Source organism: Escherichia sp. E4736 (assembly GCF_005781225.1).
Classification (GTDB): Bacteria; Pseudomonadota; Gammaproteobacteria; order Enterobacterales; family Enterobacteriaceae; genus Escherichia.
Genome location: NZ_VATT01000001.1, coordinates 1 through 14,792, shown reverse-complemented (window position 1 = coordinate 14,792; position 14,792 = coordinate 1). Strand labels below are relative to the sequence as shown.

The window sequence follows — 14,792 nt, the reverse complement described above, 5'->3', positions numbered from 1 at the left end:
GGAGCCGCTATGTTAAGGGTCTACCATTCCAATCGTCTGGACGTACTGGAAGCGTTGATGGAGTTTATTGTCGAACGCGAACGGCTGGACGATCCTTTCGAGCCAGAAATGATTCTGGTGCAAAGTACCGGTATGGCGCAGTGGCTGCAAATGACCCTGTCGCAGAAATTCGGCATTGCGGCAAACATTGATTTTCCGCTGCCTGCGAGCTTTATCTGGGATATGTTTGTCCGGGTATTACCAGAGATCCCCAAAGAGAGCGCCTTTAACAAGCGGAGTATGAGCTGGAAACTGATGACTCTGCTGCCGCAACTGCTGGATCGCGAAGATTTTACACTATTGCGTCATTACCTGACTGACGATAGCGACAAGCGAAAACTGTTCCAGCTTTCCTCAAAAGCGGCGGACCTGTTTGACCAATATCTGGTCTATCGCCCGGACTGGCTGGCGCAGTGGGAAGCCGGGCATCTGGTTGAAGGGCTGGGAGAAGCGCAGGCCTGGCAAGCGCCGTTGTGGAAGGTGCTGGTGGAATATACCCATGAACTCGGGCAACCGCGCTGGCACCGTGCCAATCTCTATCAACGCTTTATCGAAACACTGGAGTCTGCGACGACCTGCCCACCCGGCTTACCTTCGCGCGTCTTTATATGCGGTATTTCCGCGTTACCGCCTGTTTATCTCCAGGCGCTACAGGCGCTGGGTAAACATATTGAAATCCATCTCCTGTTTACCAACCCTTGCCGTTATTACTGGGGCGATATTAAAGATCCTGCTTATCTGGCGAAACTGCTGACCCGCCAGCGTCGACACAGTTTTGAAGATCGCGAATTGCCGCTATTTCGCGATAGCGAAAATGCAGGACAGCTCTTTAACAGCGACGGTGAACAGGATGTCGGCAACCCGCTACTGGCCTCCTGGGGTAAGTTGGGGCGCGACTACATCTATCTCCTTTCTGACCTGGAGAGCAGCCAGGAGCTGGACGCTTTTGTCGATGTTACGCCAGATAACCTGCTGCATAACATACAGTCCGACATTCTGGAACTGGAAAACCACGCCGTTGCTGGTGTGAACATCGAAGAGTTTTCCCGTAGCGATAACAAACGCCCGCTTGACCCGCAGGATAGCAGTATCACCTTCCACGTTTGCCATAGCCCGCAGCGTGAAGTTGAAGTTTTGCACGATCGCTTACTGGCGATGCTGGAGGAAGATCCGACACTTACTCCGCGAGATATCATCGTGATGGTGGCCGACATCGACAGCTACAGTCCGTTTATTCAGGCCGTGTTTGGCAGTGCGCCAGCGGATCGGTATCTGCCATATGCCATTTCCGACCGTCGGGCGCGGCAGTCGCATCCGGTACTGGAAGCGTTTATCAGCCTGTTATCGTTGCCGGACAGCCGCTTTGTGTCGGAGGATGTGCTGGCATTACTGGATGTGCCGGTGCTGGCGGCGCGGTTTGACATTACCGAAGAAGGGCTGCGTTACTTGCGCCAGTGGGTCAACGAATCCGGCATTCGTTGGGGCATAGATGACGATAACGTTCGTGAGCTGGAACTCCCCGCCACCGGACAACACACCTGGCGATTTGGCCTGACGCGCATGTTGCTGGGCTACGCGATGGAAAGTGCTCAGGGGGAATGGCAATCGGTTCTACCTTACGATGAATCGAGCGGCCTGATTGCAGAGCTGGTAGGACACCTGGCGTCACTGCTAATGCAGCTAAACATCTGGCGTCGCGGGCTGGCGCAGGAGCGCCCGCTTGAGGAGTGGCTGCCGGTTTGCCGCGATATGCTCAATGACTTCTTCCTGCCGGATGCGGAAACCGAAGCGGCGATGACGCTTATTGAGCAACAATGGCAGGCGATTATCGCTGAAGGTTTAGGTGCGCAGTATGGCGACGCAGTGCCGCTATCGTTGTTGCGTGATGAACTGGCACAACGCCTGGATCATGAACGTATCAGCCAGCGTTTTCTCGCGGGGCCAGTTAACATTTGTACTCTGATGCCGATGCGTTCAATTCCGTTCAAAGTGGTTTGCCTGCTGGGAATGAACGACGGCGTTTACCCGCGCCAGCTTGCACCATTAGGCTTTGACCTGATGAGTCAGAAACCGAAGCGCGGTGACCGTAGCCGTCGCGATGATGACCGCTATCTGTTCCTGGAAGCGTTAATATCCGCGCAGCAAAAACTCTATATCAGCTATATCGGCCGCTCTATTCAGGATAACAGTGAACGATTCCCGTCAGTTCTGGTGCAGGAACTGATCGACTACATCGGGCAAAGCCATTATCTACCGGGCGATGAAGCGCTTAACTGTGATGAAAGCGAGGCAAGGGTAAAAGCGCATCTTACTTGCCACCATACTCGGATGCCGTTTGACCCGCAAAACTACCAGCCCGGTAACTTACAAAGCTATGCGCGCGAGTGGCTACCCGCGGCCAGCCAGGCAGGTAAGGCACATTCTGAATTTGTTCAGCCGCTACCGTTTACCTTGCCGGAAACCGTGCCGTTGGAAACGCTACAACGATTCTGGGCGCATCCGGTGCGGGCGTTTTTCCAGATGCGTTTGCAAGTGAACTTCCGTACCGAAGACAGCGAAATTCCCGATACCGAACCTTTTATTCTTGAAGGGCTTAGTCGTTATCAAATCAACCAGCAGTTATTAAATGCACTGGTTGAGCAGGATGATGCCGAACGCTTGTTCCGCCGATTCCGGGCGGCAGGTGATTTGCCGTATGGTGCCTTTGGTGAAATTTTCTGGGAAACACAGTGCCAGGAGATGCAGCAGCTTGCAGACAGAGTCATTGCCTGCCGTCAGCCGGGCCAGAGCATGGAAATCGATCTCGCCTGTAACGGCGTGCAAATAACGGGCTGGTTGCCGCAGGTCCAGTCGGATGGCCTGTTGCGCTGGCGTCCCTCTTTATTAAGTGTGGCGCAGGGAATGCAACTTTGGCTGGAACACCTTGTCTACTGTGCCAGCGGTGGTAATGGTGAAAGTCGCCTTTTTCTGCGTAAAGATGGCGAGTGGCGTTTTCCGCCGCTTGCTGCCGAACAGGCTTTGCATTACCTCTCAAAGCTGATTGAAGGGTATCGTGAAGGTATGTCCGCGCCATTGCTGGTATTACCTGAAAGCGGCGGTGCATGGCTAAAAACCTGTTATGACGCAGAAAACGATGCCATGCTGGACGACGAATCCACGTTGCAAAAAGCTCGTTCGAAATTCCTTCAGGCTTACGAAGGCAACATGATGGTGCGTGGCGAAGGTGATGATATCTGGTATCAACGGCTATGGCGGCAATTAACGCCAGAGACAATGGAAGCCATCATTGAACAGTCGCAACGTTTCCTGTTACCGCTGTTTCGCTTTAATCAGTCATGAGTGTTGTATAAAAATTGCGCAATTCATTTGCTTACTTTATGATGCGCATCAGTCACGGACTGATGGTTATATAGACATAGGCTGACTCGTGCAGCACAAGATTAAGTCCTGCCAGATGATTTTCATTAACGTGTTGAATCTGGGTGGAAAATAAAGTTGATAATGAGGTCCGTGAATGCCCCGCAGCACCTGGTTCAAAGCATTATTGTTGTTTGTTGCCCTTTGGGCACCCTTAAGTCAGGCAGAAACGGGATGGCAGCCGATTCAGGAAACCATCCGTAAAAGTGATAAAGATAACCGCCAGTATCAGGCTGTGCGTCTGGATAACGGTATGGTGGTATTGCTGGTTTCAGATCCGCAGGCGGTTAAATCGCTTTCGGCGCTGGTGGTGCCCGTTGGGTCGCTGGAAGATCCTGAGGCTTATCAGGGGCTGGCTCATTACCTTGAACATATGAGTCTGATGGGATCGAAAAAGTACCCGCAGGCTGACAGTCTGGCTGAATACCTCAAAATGCACGGCGGCAGTCACAATGCCAGCACTGCGCCGTATCGCACGGCTTTCTATCTGGAAGTTGAGAACGACGCCTTGCCTGGTGCGGTAGACCGCCTGGCCGATGCTATCGCTGAACCCTTGCTCGACAAGAAATATGCCGAACGTGAGCGTAATGCGGTGAACGCCGAACTGACTATGGCACGCACACGTGATGGGATGCGCATGGCGCAGGTCAGCGCAGAAACGATCAACCCGGCGCACCCAGGTTCAAAGTTTTCTGGCGGTAACCTGGAAACCTTAAGCGACAAACCTGGTAACCCGGTGCAGCAGGCGCTGAAAGATTTCCATGAGAAATATTATTCTGCCAATCTGATGAAAGCGGTTATTTACAGCAATAAACCGCTACCAGAACTGGCGAAGATGGCGGCAGACACCTTCGGTCGCGTGCCGGACAAAGAGAGCAAAAAACCGGAAATCACCGTACCGGTAGTCACCGACGCGCAAAAGGGCATTATCATTCATTATGTTCCGGCGTTGCCGCGTAAAGTGCTGCGCGTCGAGTTTCGTATTGATAACAACTCGGCGAAATTCCGTAGTAAAACCGATGAATTGATTACCTATCTGATTGGCAATCGCAGCCCAGGAACGCTTTCTGACTGGCTGCAAAAACAGGGATTAGTTGAGGGCATTAGCGCTAACTCCGATCCTATCGTCAACGGCAACAGCGGCGTTTTAGCGATCTCTGCCTCTTTAACCGATAAAGGCCTGGCGAATCGCGATCAGGTTGTGGCGGCAATTTTTAGCTATCTCAATCTGTTACGTGAAAAAGGCATTGATAAACAATACTTCGATGAACTGGCGAATGTGCTGGATATCGACTTCCGTTATCCGTCGATCACCCGTGATATGGATTACGTCGAATGGCTGGCGGATACCATGATTCGTGTTCCTGTGGCGCATACGTTGGACGCGGTCAATATTGCCGATCGGTATGATGCTAAAGCAGTAAAAGAACGTCTGGCGATGATGACGCCGCAGAATGCGCGTATCTGGTATATCAGCCCGAAAGAGCCGCATAACAAAACGGCTTACTTTGTCGATGCGCCTTATCAGGTCGATAAAATCAGCGAACAAACTTTCGCTGACTGGCAGCAAAAAACCGCCAATATTGCGCTCTCCTTACCGGAGCTTAACCCCTATATTCCTGACGATTTCTCGCTGATTAAGTCAGAGAAGAAATACGACCATCCAGAGTTGATCGTGGATGAATCGAACCTGCGTGTGGTGTATGCGCCGAGCCGTTATTTTGCCAGCGAGCCAAAAGCCGATGTCAGCCTGATTTTGCGTAATCCGAAAGCCATGGACAGCGCCCGCAATCAGGTGATGTTTGCGCTCAATGATTATCTCGCAGGGCTGGCGCTTGATCAGTTAAGCAACCAGGCGTCGGTTGGCGGCATTAGTTTTTCCACCAATGCTAACAACGGCCTTATGGTTAATGCTAATGGTTACACCCAGCGTCTGCCGCAGCTGTTCCAGGCATTGCTCGAGGGGTACTTTAGCTATACCGCTACGGAAGATCAGCTTGAGCAGGCAAAATCCTGGTATATCCAGATGATGGATTCCGCAGAAAAGGGCAAAGCGTTTGAGCAGGCGATTATGCCTGCGCAGATGCTCTCCCAGGTGCCTTACTTCTCGCGTGATGAAAGGCGCAAAATTTTGCCTTCCATTACCTTGAAAGAGGTGCTGGCCTATCGCGACGCCTTAAAATCAGGGGCTCGACCAGAGTTTATGGTTATTGGCAACATGACTGAAGCCCAGGCAACAACGCTGGCGCGCGATGTGCAAAAACAGTTGGGCGCTGATGGCTCAGAGTGGTGTCGTAACAAAGATGTACTGGTTGATAAAAAACAATCCGTCATCTTTGAAAAAGCCGGTAACAGCACCGACTCTGCGCTGGCAGCGGTATTTGTACCGACTGGCTACGATGAATACACCAGTTCAGCATATAGTTCTCTGCTGGGGCAGATAGTACAGCCGTGGTTCTACAATCAGTTGCGTACCGAAGAACAGTTGGGCTATGCCGTGTTCGCGTTCCCAATGAGCGTAGGGCGTCAGTGGGGCATGGGCTTCCTGCTTCAAAGCAACGAAAAACAGCCATCGTACCTGTGGGAGCGTTACAAGGCGTTTTTCCCGACAGCAGAAGCGAAATTGCGGGCGATGAAGCCAGAAGAGTTTGCGCAAATCCAGCAGGCGGTTATTACCCAGATGCTGCAGGCACCGCAAACACTCGGCGAAGAAGCATCGAAGTTAAGTAAAGATTTCGATCGCGGCAATATGCGCTTCGATTCGCGTGATAAAATCGTAGCCCAGATTAAACTGCTGACGCCGCAAAAACTGGCCGATTTCTTCCATCAGGCGGTAGTCGAGCCGCAAGGCATGGCTATCCTGTCGCAGATTTCCGGCAGCCAGAATGGGAAAGCAGAATATGTACACCCTGAAGGCTGGAAAGTGTGGGAGAACGTCAGCGCGTTGCAGCAAACAATGCCCCTGATGAGTGAAAAGAATGAGTGATGTCGCCGAGACTCTAGATCCTTTGCGCTTGCCCTTACAGGGCGAGCGCCTGATTGAAGCCTCTGCCGGCACAGGCAAAACCTTTACGATTGCGGCGCTCTATTTGCGCCTGTTACTTGGACTAGGCGGTTCTGCCGCCTTTCCCCGCCCGCTTACCGTTGAAGAACTGCTGGTGGTGACCTTTACCGAAGCTGCCACTGCAGAATTGCGCGGTCGTATCCGTAGCAATATCCACGAGTTGCGCATCGCCTGTTTGCGTGAAACCACCGACAATCCTCTTTATGCACGCCTTCTGGAAGAGATCGACGATAAAGCACAGGCCGCGCAGTGGTTGCTGTTAGCCGAACGGCAGATGGATGAAGCGGCAGTCTTTACCATTCACGGTTTTTGCCAGCGTATGCTCAACCTGAATGCCTTTGAATCCGGCATGTTGTTTGAGCAGCAACTGATTGAAGATGAATCGTTACTGCGCTACCAGGCCTGCGCCGATTTCTGGCGTCGCCATTGCTACCCGTTACCGCGTGAAATTGCTCAGGTAGTGTTTGAAACCTGGAAAGGGCCGCAGGCGTTACTGCGCGATATTAATCGTTATTTGCAAGGCGAAGCGCCGGTTATCAAAGCACCGCCGCCCGATGATGAAACGCTGGCTTCCCGCCACGCGCAAATTGTGGCGCGTATTGATACGGTAAAACAGCAGTGGCGCGACGCAGTGGGTGAACTGGATGCGCTGATCGAATCTTCTGGCATTGATCGACGCAAGTTTAACCGTAGCAATCAGGCTAAATGGATAGACAAGATTAGTGCCTGGGCAGAAGAAGAGACAAACAGTTATCAGTTGCCAGAGTCGCTGGAAAAATTCTCTCAGCGTTTCTTAGAAGATCGCACGAAAGCCGGGGGAGAAACCCCGCGACATCCGCTGTTTGAGGCGATCGATCAACTGCTTGCAGAACCATTGTCGATCCGCGACCTGGTGATCACCCGCGCGTTGGCTGAGATCCGCGAAACGGTAGCGCGTGAAAAACGTCGCCGTGGCGAACTGGGTTTTGACGACATGTTAAGTCGGCTCGATTCCGCGCTGCGTAGCGAAAGCGGTGAGGCTCTGGCGACAGCGATCCGTACGCGATTCCCGGTGGCAATGATCGACGAATTTCAGGACACGGACCCGCAGCAGTACCGGATTTTTCGCCGTATCTGGCACCATCAGCCGGAAACCGCATTGCTGCTGATTGGTGATCCGAAACAGGCCATATATGCGTTCCGTGGTGCGGATATCTTCACTTATATGAAAGCGCGTAGCGAAGTTCACGCGCACTACACCTTAGATACCAACTGGCGTTCTTCACCAGGAATGGTGAACAGCGTAAACAAGCTTTTCAGCCAGACTGATGACGCGTTCATGTTTCGCGAAATACCGTTTATTCCTGTGAAATCTGCTGGGAAAAATCAGGCACTGCGTTTTGTATTTAAAGGTGAAACGCAGCCAGCGATGAAAATGTGGTTGATGGAAGGCGAAAGCTGCGGCGTTGGCGATTATCAAAGTACGATGGCGCAGGTATGTGCCGCGCAAATCCGCGACTGGTTACAGGCCGGGCAGCGCGGGGAAGCGTTGCTGATGAACGGCGATGATGCACGTCCGGTACGAGCCTCGGACATCAGTGTGCTGGTGCGCAGCCGCCAGGAGGCCGCCCAGGTGCGCGATGCCTTAACGTTGCTGGAAATCCCTTCCGTTTACCTTTCGAACCGCGACAGTGTTTTTGAAACTCTGGAAGCGCAGGAAATGCTTTGGTTGTTGCAGGCGGTGATGACGCCCGAACGTGAGAATACCCTGCGCAGTGCGCTGGCAACGTCAATGATGGGGCTGAATGCGCTGGATATCGAAACGCTGAACAATGACGAAAATGCGTGGGACGCGGTGGTTGAAGAATTCGATGGTTATCGGCAAATCTGGCGCAAACGCGGCGTCATGCCAATGCTGCGAGCGCTGATGTCGGCGCGCAACATTGCAGAAAACCTGCTGGCAACGGCCGGTGGCGAGCGGCGTCTTACTGACATCTTGCATATCAGCGAACTGCTACAAGAAGCGGGAACGCAGCTGGAAAGTGAACATGCTTTGGTACGTTGGTTATCGCAACATATCCTTGAGCCAGACAGTAATGCCTCCAGCCAACAAATGCGCCTCGAAAGCGACAAACATTTGGTGCAGATCGTCACGATCCACAAATCGAAAGGGCTGGAATATCCGCTGGTCTGGCTGCCGTTTATCACCAATTTCCGTGTACAGGATCAGGCGTTCTATCACGATCGAGGCTCGTTTGAAGCAGTTCTGGATCTTAACGCTGCGCCAGAAAGCGTAGATCTCGCTGAAGCCGAACGTCTGGCTGAAGATCTGCGTTTGCTTTACGTGGCGCTCACGCGTTCGGTCTGGCATTGCAGTCTCGGTGTTGCGCCGCTGGTGCGCCGTCGTGGCGATAAAAAAGGTGACACCGACGTTCATCAAAGTGCGCTCGGGCGCTTGCTGCAAAAAGGAGAACCGCAAGATGCGGCAGGGCTTCGCGCCTGTATTGAAGCATTGTGCGATGATGACATAGCCTGGCAAACGGCACAAACCAGTGATAACCAGCCATGGCAGGTTAATGATGCTTTAACTGCAGAACTGAATGCCAGGACGTTACAACGATTGCCCGGCGATAACTGGCGCGTCACCAGCTACTCTGGTTTGCAACAGCGTGGTCACGGTATCGCCCAGGATCTGATGCCTCGGCTGGATGTCGATGCTGCAGGCGTTGCCAGCGTCGTTGAAGAACCGACGTTAACACCACATCAGTTTCCGCGCGGTGCGTCACCGGGGACGTTCTTGCACAGTTTGTTTGAAGACCTGGATTTTACCCAGCCGGTTGACCCGAACTGGGTGCGGGAAAAACTGGAGCTTGGCGGTTTTGAAGCGCACTGGGAACCTGTGTTAACTGAGTGGATCACCGCTATTCTTCAGGCACCACTCAATGAAACGGGTGTTAGCCTGAATCAGCTTTCCGACCGCGATAAACAGGTGGAGATGGAGTTTTATCTGCCGATTAGTGAACCGCTTATCGCCAGTCAGCTTGATACGTTAATCCGCCAGTTTGACCCGCTATCCGCAGGCTGCCCGCCGCTGGAGTTCATGCAGGTGCGCGGCATGTTAAAAGGTTTTATTGACCTGGTGTTTCGCCACGAAGGGCGTTATTACCTGCTCGACTATAAATCCAACTGGTTGGGTGAAGACAGTTCGGCTTACACCCAACAGGCTATGGCAGCGGCGATGCAGGCACACCGCTATGATCTGCAATATCAGCTTTATACCCTGGCGCTGCACCGTTATCTGCGCCATCGCATTGCTGATTACGACTATGATCGTCACTTTGGCGGCGTTATCTATCTGTTCCTGCGTGGCGTTGATAAAGAACATCCGCAACAAGGGATCTACGCGACCCGACCCAACGCCGAGTTGATTGACCTGATGGATGAGATGTTTGCCGGTATGACCCTGGAGGAGGCGTAATGAAATTGCAAAAGCAATTACTGGAAGCTGTGGAGCACAAACAGCTACGCCCGCTGGATGTGCAATTTGCCCTGACCGTGGCGGGAGATGAACATCCTGCCGTCACCCTCGCGGCGGCACTGCTAAGTCATGATGCCGGAGAGGGACACGTCTGTTTGCCGCTTTCACGACTGGAAAATAACGAGGCGTCGCATCCGCTGTTGGCGACCTGTGTCAGTGAAATCGGTGAGCTACAAAATTGGGAAGAATGCTTGCTGGCTTCACAAGCGGTCAGCCGGGGAGATGAACCAACGCCGATGATCCTCTGTGGCGATCGCCTTTATCTGAATCGCATGTGGTGTAACGAGCGTACGGTGGCGCGCTTCTTCAATGAGGTGAATCATGCCATCGAGGTGGATGAAGCGTTGCTGGCGCAAACGCTGGATAAACTCTTTCCGCCTGGTGATGAAGTTAACTGGCAAAAAGTGGCGGCAGCAGTGGCACTGACGCGGCGCATTTCGGTAATTTCCGGCGGCCCCGGCACAGGTAAAACGACGACCGTGGCGAAGTTGTTGGCTGCGTTAATTCAGATGGCCGACGGTGAACGCTGTCGTATCCGCCTGGCTGCGCCAACGGGGAAAGCTGCCGCACGCTTAACAGAATCTCTCGGCAAGGCTCTGCGCCAGTTACCGCTGACCGATGAACAAAAGAAACGCATACCAGAAGACGCCAGCACCTTGCACCGCCTCCTGGGCGCGCAGCCAGGTAGCCAGCGTTTACGCCATCATGCGGGTAACCCGCTGCATCTTGATGTGCTGGTGGTGGATGAAGCGTCAATGATCGATCTGCCTATGATGTCTCGGCTGATCGATGCCTTGCCCGATCATGCGCGAGTGATCTTCCTCGGCGATCGCGATCAACTGGCCTCCGTTGAGGCTGGAGCTGTGCTGGGCGATATCTGTGCTTATGCCAATGCGGGCTTTACCGCAGAGCGTGCCGGGCAGTTGAGCCGCCTGACGGGAAGCCATGTTCCGGCGGGAAGCGGCACAGAAGCGGCATCACTGCGCGATAGTCTCTGCCTGCTGCAAAAGAGTTACCGTTTCGGCAGCAACTCTGGCATTGGTCAGCTTGCGGCGGCTATTAATCGCGGCGATAAAACGGCAGTGAAAACCGTTTTTCAGCAGGATTTTACTGATATCGAAAAACGACTTTTACAGAGCGGCGAAGATTATATTGCGATGCTTGAGGAAGCTCTTGCGGGTTACGGACGCTACCTGGATCTGCTTCAGGCACGTGCCGAGCCGGATTTAATCATTCAGGCGTTCAATGAGTATCAGCTTTTGTGCGCCCTGCGGGAAGGGCCGTTTGGCGTGGCAGGACTGAATGAGCGAATTGAACAGTTTATGCAACAGAAGCGCAAAATTCATCGTCATCCGCACTCGCGCTGGTACGAAGGCCGGCCGGTGATGATTGCCCGTAATGACAGTGCGCTTGGGTTGTTTAATGGTGATATCGGTGTCGCTCTGGATCGCGGGCAGGGGACGCGCGTCTGGTTTGCAATGCCGGATGGCAATATCAAGTCGGTGCAACCGAGTCGCCTGCCGGAGCACGAAACCACGTGGGCGATGACAGTACATAAATCGCAGGGATCGGAGTTCGACCATGCGGCGTTGATTTTACCGAGCCAACGCACGCCGGTAGTAACGCGAGAGCTGGTTTACACCGCGGTGACCCGCGCGCGTCGGCGTTTGTCATTGTATGCCGATGAACGCATTTTAAGTGCGGCAATCGCTACGCGCACCGAGCGGCGTAGCGGGCTGGCAGCGTTGTTTGGTTCGCGGGGATAAATGTGATTGCCTGATGCGACGCATGTGCGTCTTATCATGCCTACGAGTGTTACGCATGTCGCATCTGGCGATTTCCATCGCTTACCCTAAATCCGCCATCAACACCTTTGATTTACGCTGGTAGTTGTACAACTGCTTTTTGCTCTCCGGCAGCAAATCAATATCCACCGGGGTAAATCCGCGTTCCTGGAACCAGTGAATACTGCGCGTAGTCAGTACAAACAATTTGCTTAAGCCGCTCTGCTTCGCCTGGGCTGCAATGCGTTCCAGCAAAACTTCGCCCCTTGATGAACTGCGGTAATCCGGGTGAACTGCCACACAGGCCATTTCACCTATCTTCTCTTCCGGGAATGGATAGAGCGCGGCGCAGGCAATAGTCGTGTTATCGCGCTGAATAATAGTGAATTTGTCGATTTCCATCTCCAGTTGCTCGCGAGAACGACGCACCAGAATACCTTGCTGCTCCAGCGGGCGAATCAACTCCAGAATACCGCCAATATCGTTGATTGTTGCGCGACGAATCTGCTCGGCGCTTTCCATCACAATCTGCGTACCGATACCGTCGCGTGAGAACAACTCTTGCAACAGCGCGCCATCTTCCTGATAACTGATTAAATGACAGCGACGCACGCCGCTGCGGCAGGCTTTCACTGCGCCACGCAAAAAGCGCACCGTACCGGAGTTGTAATCGCCTTTCTCTTCCTGGACTTCTACCCGCGCTTGCGCTTCGTTAGGGAAAAGTTCGGAGACAATATCACCGTCGTCATTAGTGACACCCTGTGAAGAGCAAAAACCAATCATCTTCTCAGCTTTCAGTTTGATGGCCAGTTGAGTGGCAATCTCTTCCGAGGTCAGGTTAAAGCTCTCGCCAGTGACCGAAACCGCCACCGGCCCCATCAGCACAATCGCACCGCTGTCCAGTTGGCGATGAATCGCTTCTTCATCAATCCGCCGGATGCGCCCGCTATGGCAGTAATCCACACCATCATCCACGCCCAGCGGCTGGGCAATAATAAAATTGCCGCTGACGACGTTGATATGCGCGCCTTGCAACGGCGTGTTGTTGAGGCTCATTGACAGGCGAGCGGTAATATCCAGTTGTAACGTACCCGCAGCCTGCTTCACCAGCTCCAGCGTTTTGGCGTCGGTCACGCGCGTATTCTTGTGATATAGCGGCTCGTGGTGATGCGCTGCAAGATTTGCGTCGATCTGGGGACGTGCGCCATAAACCACCACCAGACGGATGCCGAGGCTGTGCAACAACCCAATATCATTGACAATACTGGAGAAATTTTCATGCTCAATGGCTTCTCCGCCGAGCATGATGACAAACGTTTTTCCCCGGTGGGTATTGATATAGGGAACCGAATGGCGGAATCCCTCGACCAGCTCGGTTTTACGTTCCTTTACCACGGCACACCTCTTTGCATGATTATTCGAAATTATTGTATTTTTATTCTGTTTTTTCGCCGTGCGCAAGTGCAAATTTTATGCGAGTGCGACTTTTTTATCAGTAATACCGTGAATATAAATAGAATGTTTACCGTTTTATAGATGACAGATTATGCGTCTTTCGCTAAAGTTTCCGGTCAAATTGGTCGTTTACTTGTTACACAGCTTAGATTTCTTTTGCTCGGGAGAGGCATGTCAGGATCCAACACTGCAATCAGCCGTCGTCGTTTACTGCAAGGCGCGGGCGCCATGTGGCTATTGAGCGTAAGCCAGGTGAGTCTGGCTGCGGTCAGCCAGGTCGTGGCGGTGCGCGTCTGGCCTGCGTCCAGCTACACCCGCGTGACGGTAGAATCAAATCGTCAGCTGAAATATAAGCAGTTCGCGTTGAGTAACCCTGAACGCGTGGTGGTGGATATCGAAGATGTAAACCTGAACTCGGTGCTCAAAGGGATGGCTGCGCAAATCCGCGCTGACGACCCGTTCATCAAGTCGGCACGCGTCGGCCAATTTGATCCGCAAACCGTGCGGATGGTTTTTGAGTTAAAGCAAAATGTAAAACCGCAGATGTTTGCCCTCGCGCCGGTCGCCGGGTTTAAAGAACGTCTGGTGATGGACCTTTATCCGGCCAATGCTCAGGACATGCAAGACCCATTGCTGGCGCTGCTGGAAGATTACAACAAAGGCGACCTCGAAAAGCAGGTGCCGCCAGCGCAGAGTGGCCCACAGCCAGGCAAGGCCGGGCGCGATCGTCCGATTGTCATTATGCTCGACCCTGGCCACGGCGGCGAAGACTCCGGCGCGGTGGGGAAATACAAAACGCGCGAAAAAGACGTGGTATTGCAAATAGCTCGCCGTCTGCGCTCTCTGATCGAGAAAGAGGGCAATATGAAGGTTTACATGACGCGTAATGAAGACATCTTCATTCCGTTGCAAGTGCGCGTAGCAAAAGCACAGAAACAGCGTGCTGATTTGTTTGTCTCTATTCATGCCGACGCCTTTACCAGTCGCCAGCCGAGCGGTTCCTCGGTGTTTGCGCTCTCTACCAAAGGCGCAACCAGTACTGCGGCAAAATATCTGGCACAAACCCAGAACGCCTCGGACTTGATTGGTGGTGTGAGCAAAAGCGGCGACCGCTATGTCGACCACACCATGTTCGATATGGTGCAGTCGTTGACCATTGCCGACAGCCTGAAGTTTGGTAAGGCCGTGCTAAATAAGCTGGGGAAAATCAACAAACTGCATAAGAATCAGGTTGAGCAGGCCGGGTTTGCTGTGCTGAAAGCGCCAGATATTCCTTCCATTCTGGTCGAAACGGCGTTTATCAGTAACGTTGAGGAAGAACGCAAATTGAAAACGGCGACTTTCCAGCAGGAAGTTGCGGAGTCTATTCTTGCGGGAATTAAAGCGTATTTTGCCGATGGGGCGACGCTGGCGAGAAGAGGATGATAAAAAGGCGCTGAATGGCGCTTTTTTTATGGGAGAATAGAAACAAAAAAACACCCGTTAGGATGTTCAATAATTGGTTGCGGGGGCCGGA

General features: G+C 53.0%; 6 protein-coding genes. 5 read left to right on the top strand and 1 reads right to left on the bottom strand.

Annotated features, from left to right (window positions below; translation table 11 throughout):
- Positions 1–9: 9 nt before the first annotated feature.
- From recC to recD, 4 genes are all read left to right on the top strand, one after another.
- On the top strand, positions 10–3,378 hold the full coding sequence (gene recC / locus FEK46_RS00030; protein WP_135559261.1) for an exodeoxyribonuclease V subunit gamma: 3,369 nt from the start codon (positions 10–12) through the stop codon (positions 3,376–3,378).
- A 175-nt stretch (positions 3,379–3,553) separates the two neighbouring features.
- A complete protein-coding gene (gene ptrA / locus FEK46_RS00025; RefSeq protein ID WP_135559262.1) occupies positions 3,554–6,442 on the top strand; it encodes a pitrilysin in 2,889 nt (962 codons plus the stop codon).
- Complete coding sequence (recB, locus tag FEK46_RS00020) at positions 6,435–9,977, top strand: exodeoxyribonuclease V subunit beta (protein WP_135559263.1); 3,543 nt, start codon at positions 6,435–6,437, stop codon at positions 9,975–9,977. The genes ptrA and recB overlap by 8 nt, the downstream gene beginning before the upstream one ends.
- Positions 9,977–11,803 (top strand): exodeoxyribonuclease V subunit alpha, encoded by a 1,827-nt coding sequence (gene recD, locus FEK46_RS00015; protein WP_131162008.1) that lies wholly within the window; start codon positions 9,977–9,979, stop codon positions 11,801–11,803. Before recB ends, recD begins: the two co-directional genes overlap by 1 nt.
- A gap of 81 nt (positions 11,804–11,884) precedes the next feature.
- On the opposite strand, the gene argA is transcribed toward recD, so the two are convergent.
- Entirely contained in the window at positions 11,885–13,216 is a 1,332-nt protein-coding gene (gene argA / locus FEK46_RS00010; protein ID WP_130207716.1) for an amino-acid N-acetyltransferase, read from the bottom strand.
- Positions 13,217–13,447: 231 nt separating this feature from the next.
- Here argA and amiC point away from each other — a divergent pair, with 231 nt between their 5' ends.
- Entirely contained in the window at positions 13,448–14,701 is a 1,254-nt protein-coding gene (gene amiC, locus FEK46_RS00005; RefSeq protein ID WP_044189882.1) for an N-acetylmuramoyl-L-alanine amidase AmiC, read from the top strand.
- Positions 14,702–14,792: the final 91 nt, after the last annotated feature.

What these genes read in the sequence shown, in the direction of transcription:
- ptrA (WP_135559262.1), top strand. Translation starts at nt 3,554, where the DNA reads ATGCCCCGCAGCACCTGGTTCAAAGCATTATTGTTGTTTGTTGCCCTT.
- recC (WP_135559261.1), top strand. Translation starts at nt 10, where the DNA reads ATGTTAAGGGTCTACCATTCCAATCGTCTGGACGTACTGGAAGCGTTG.
- amiC (WP_044189882.1), top strand. Translation starts at nt 13,448, where the DNA reads ATGTCAGGATCCAACACTGCAATCAGCCGTCGTCGTTTACTGCAAGGC.
- recD (WP_131162008.1), top strand. Translation starts at nt 9,977, where the DNA reads ATGAAATTGCAAAAGCAATTACTGGAAGCTGTGGAGCACAAACAGCTA.
- recB (WP_135559263.1), top strand. Translation starts at nt 6,435, where the DNA reads ATGAGTGATGTCGCCGAGACTCTAGATCCTTTGCGCTTGCCCTTACAG.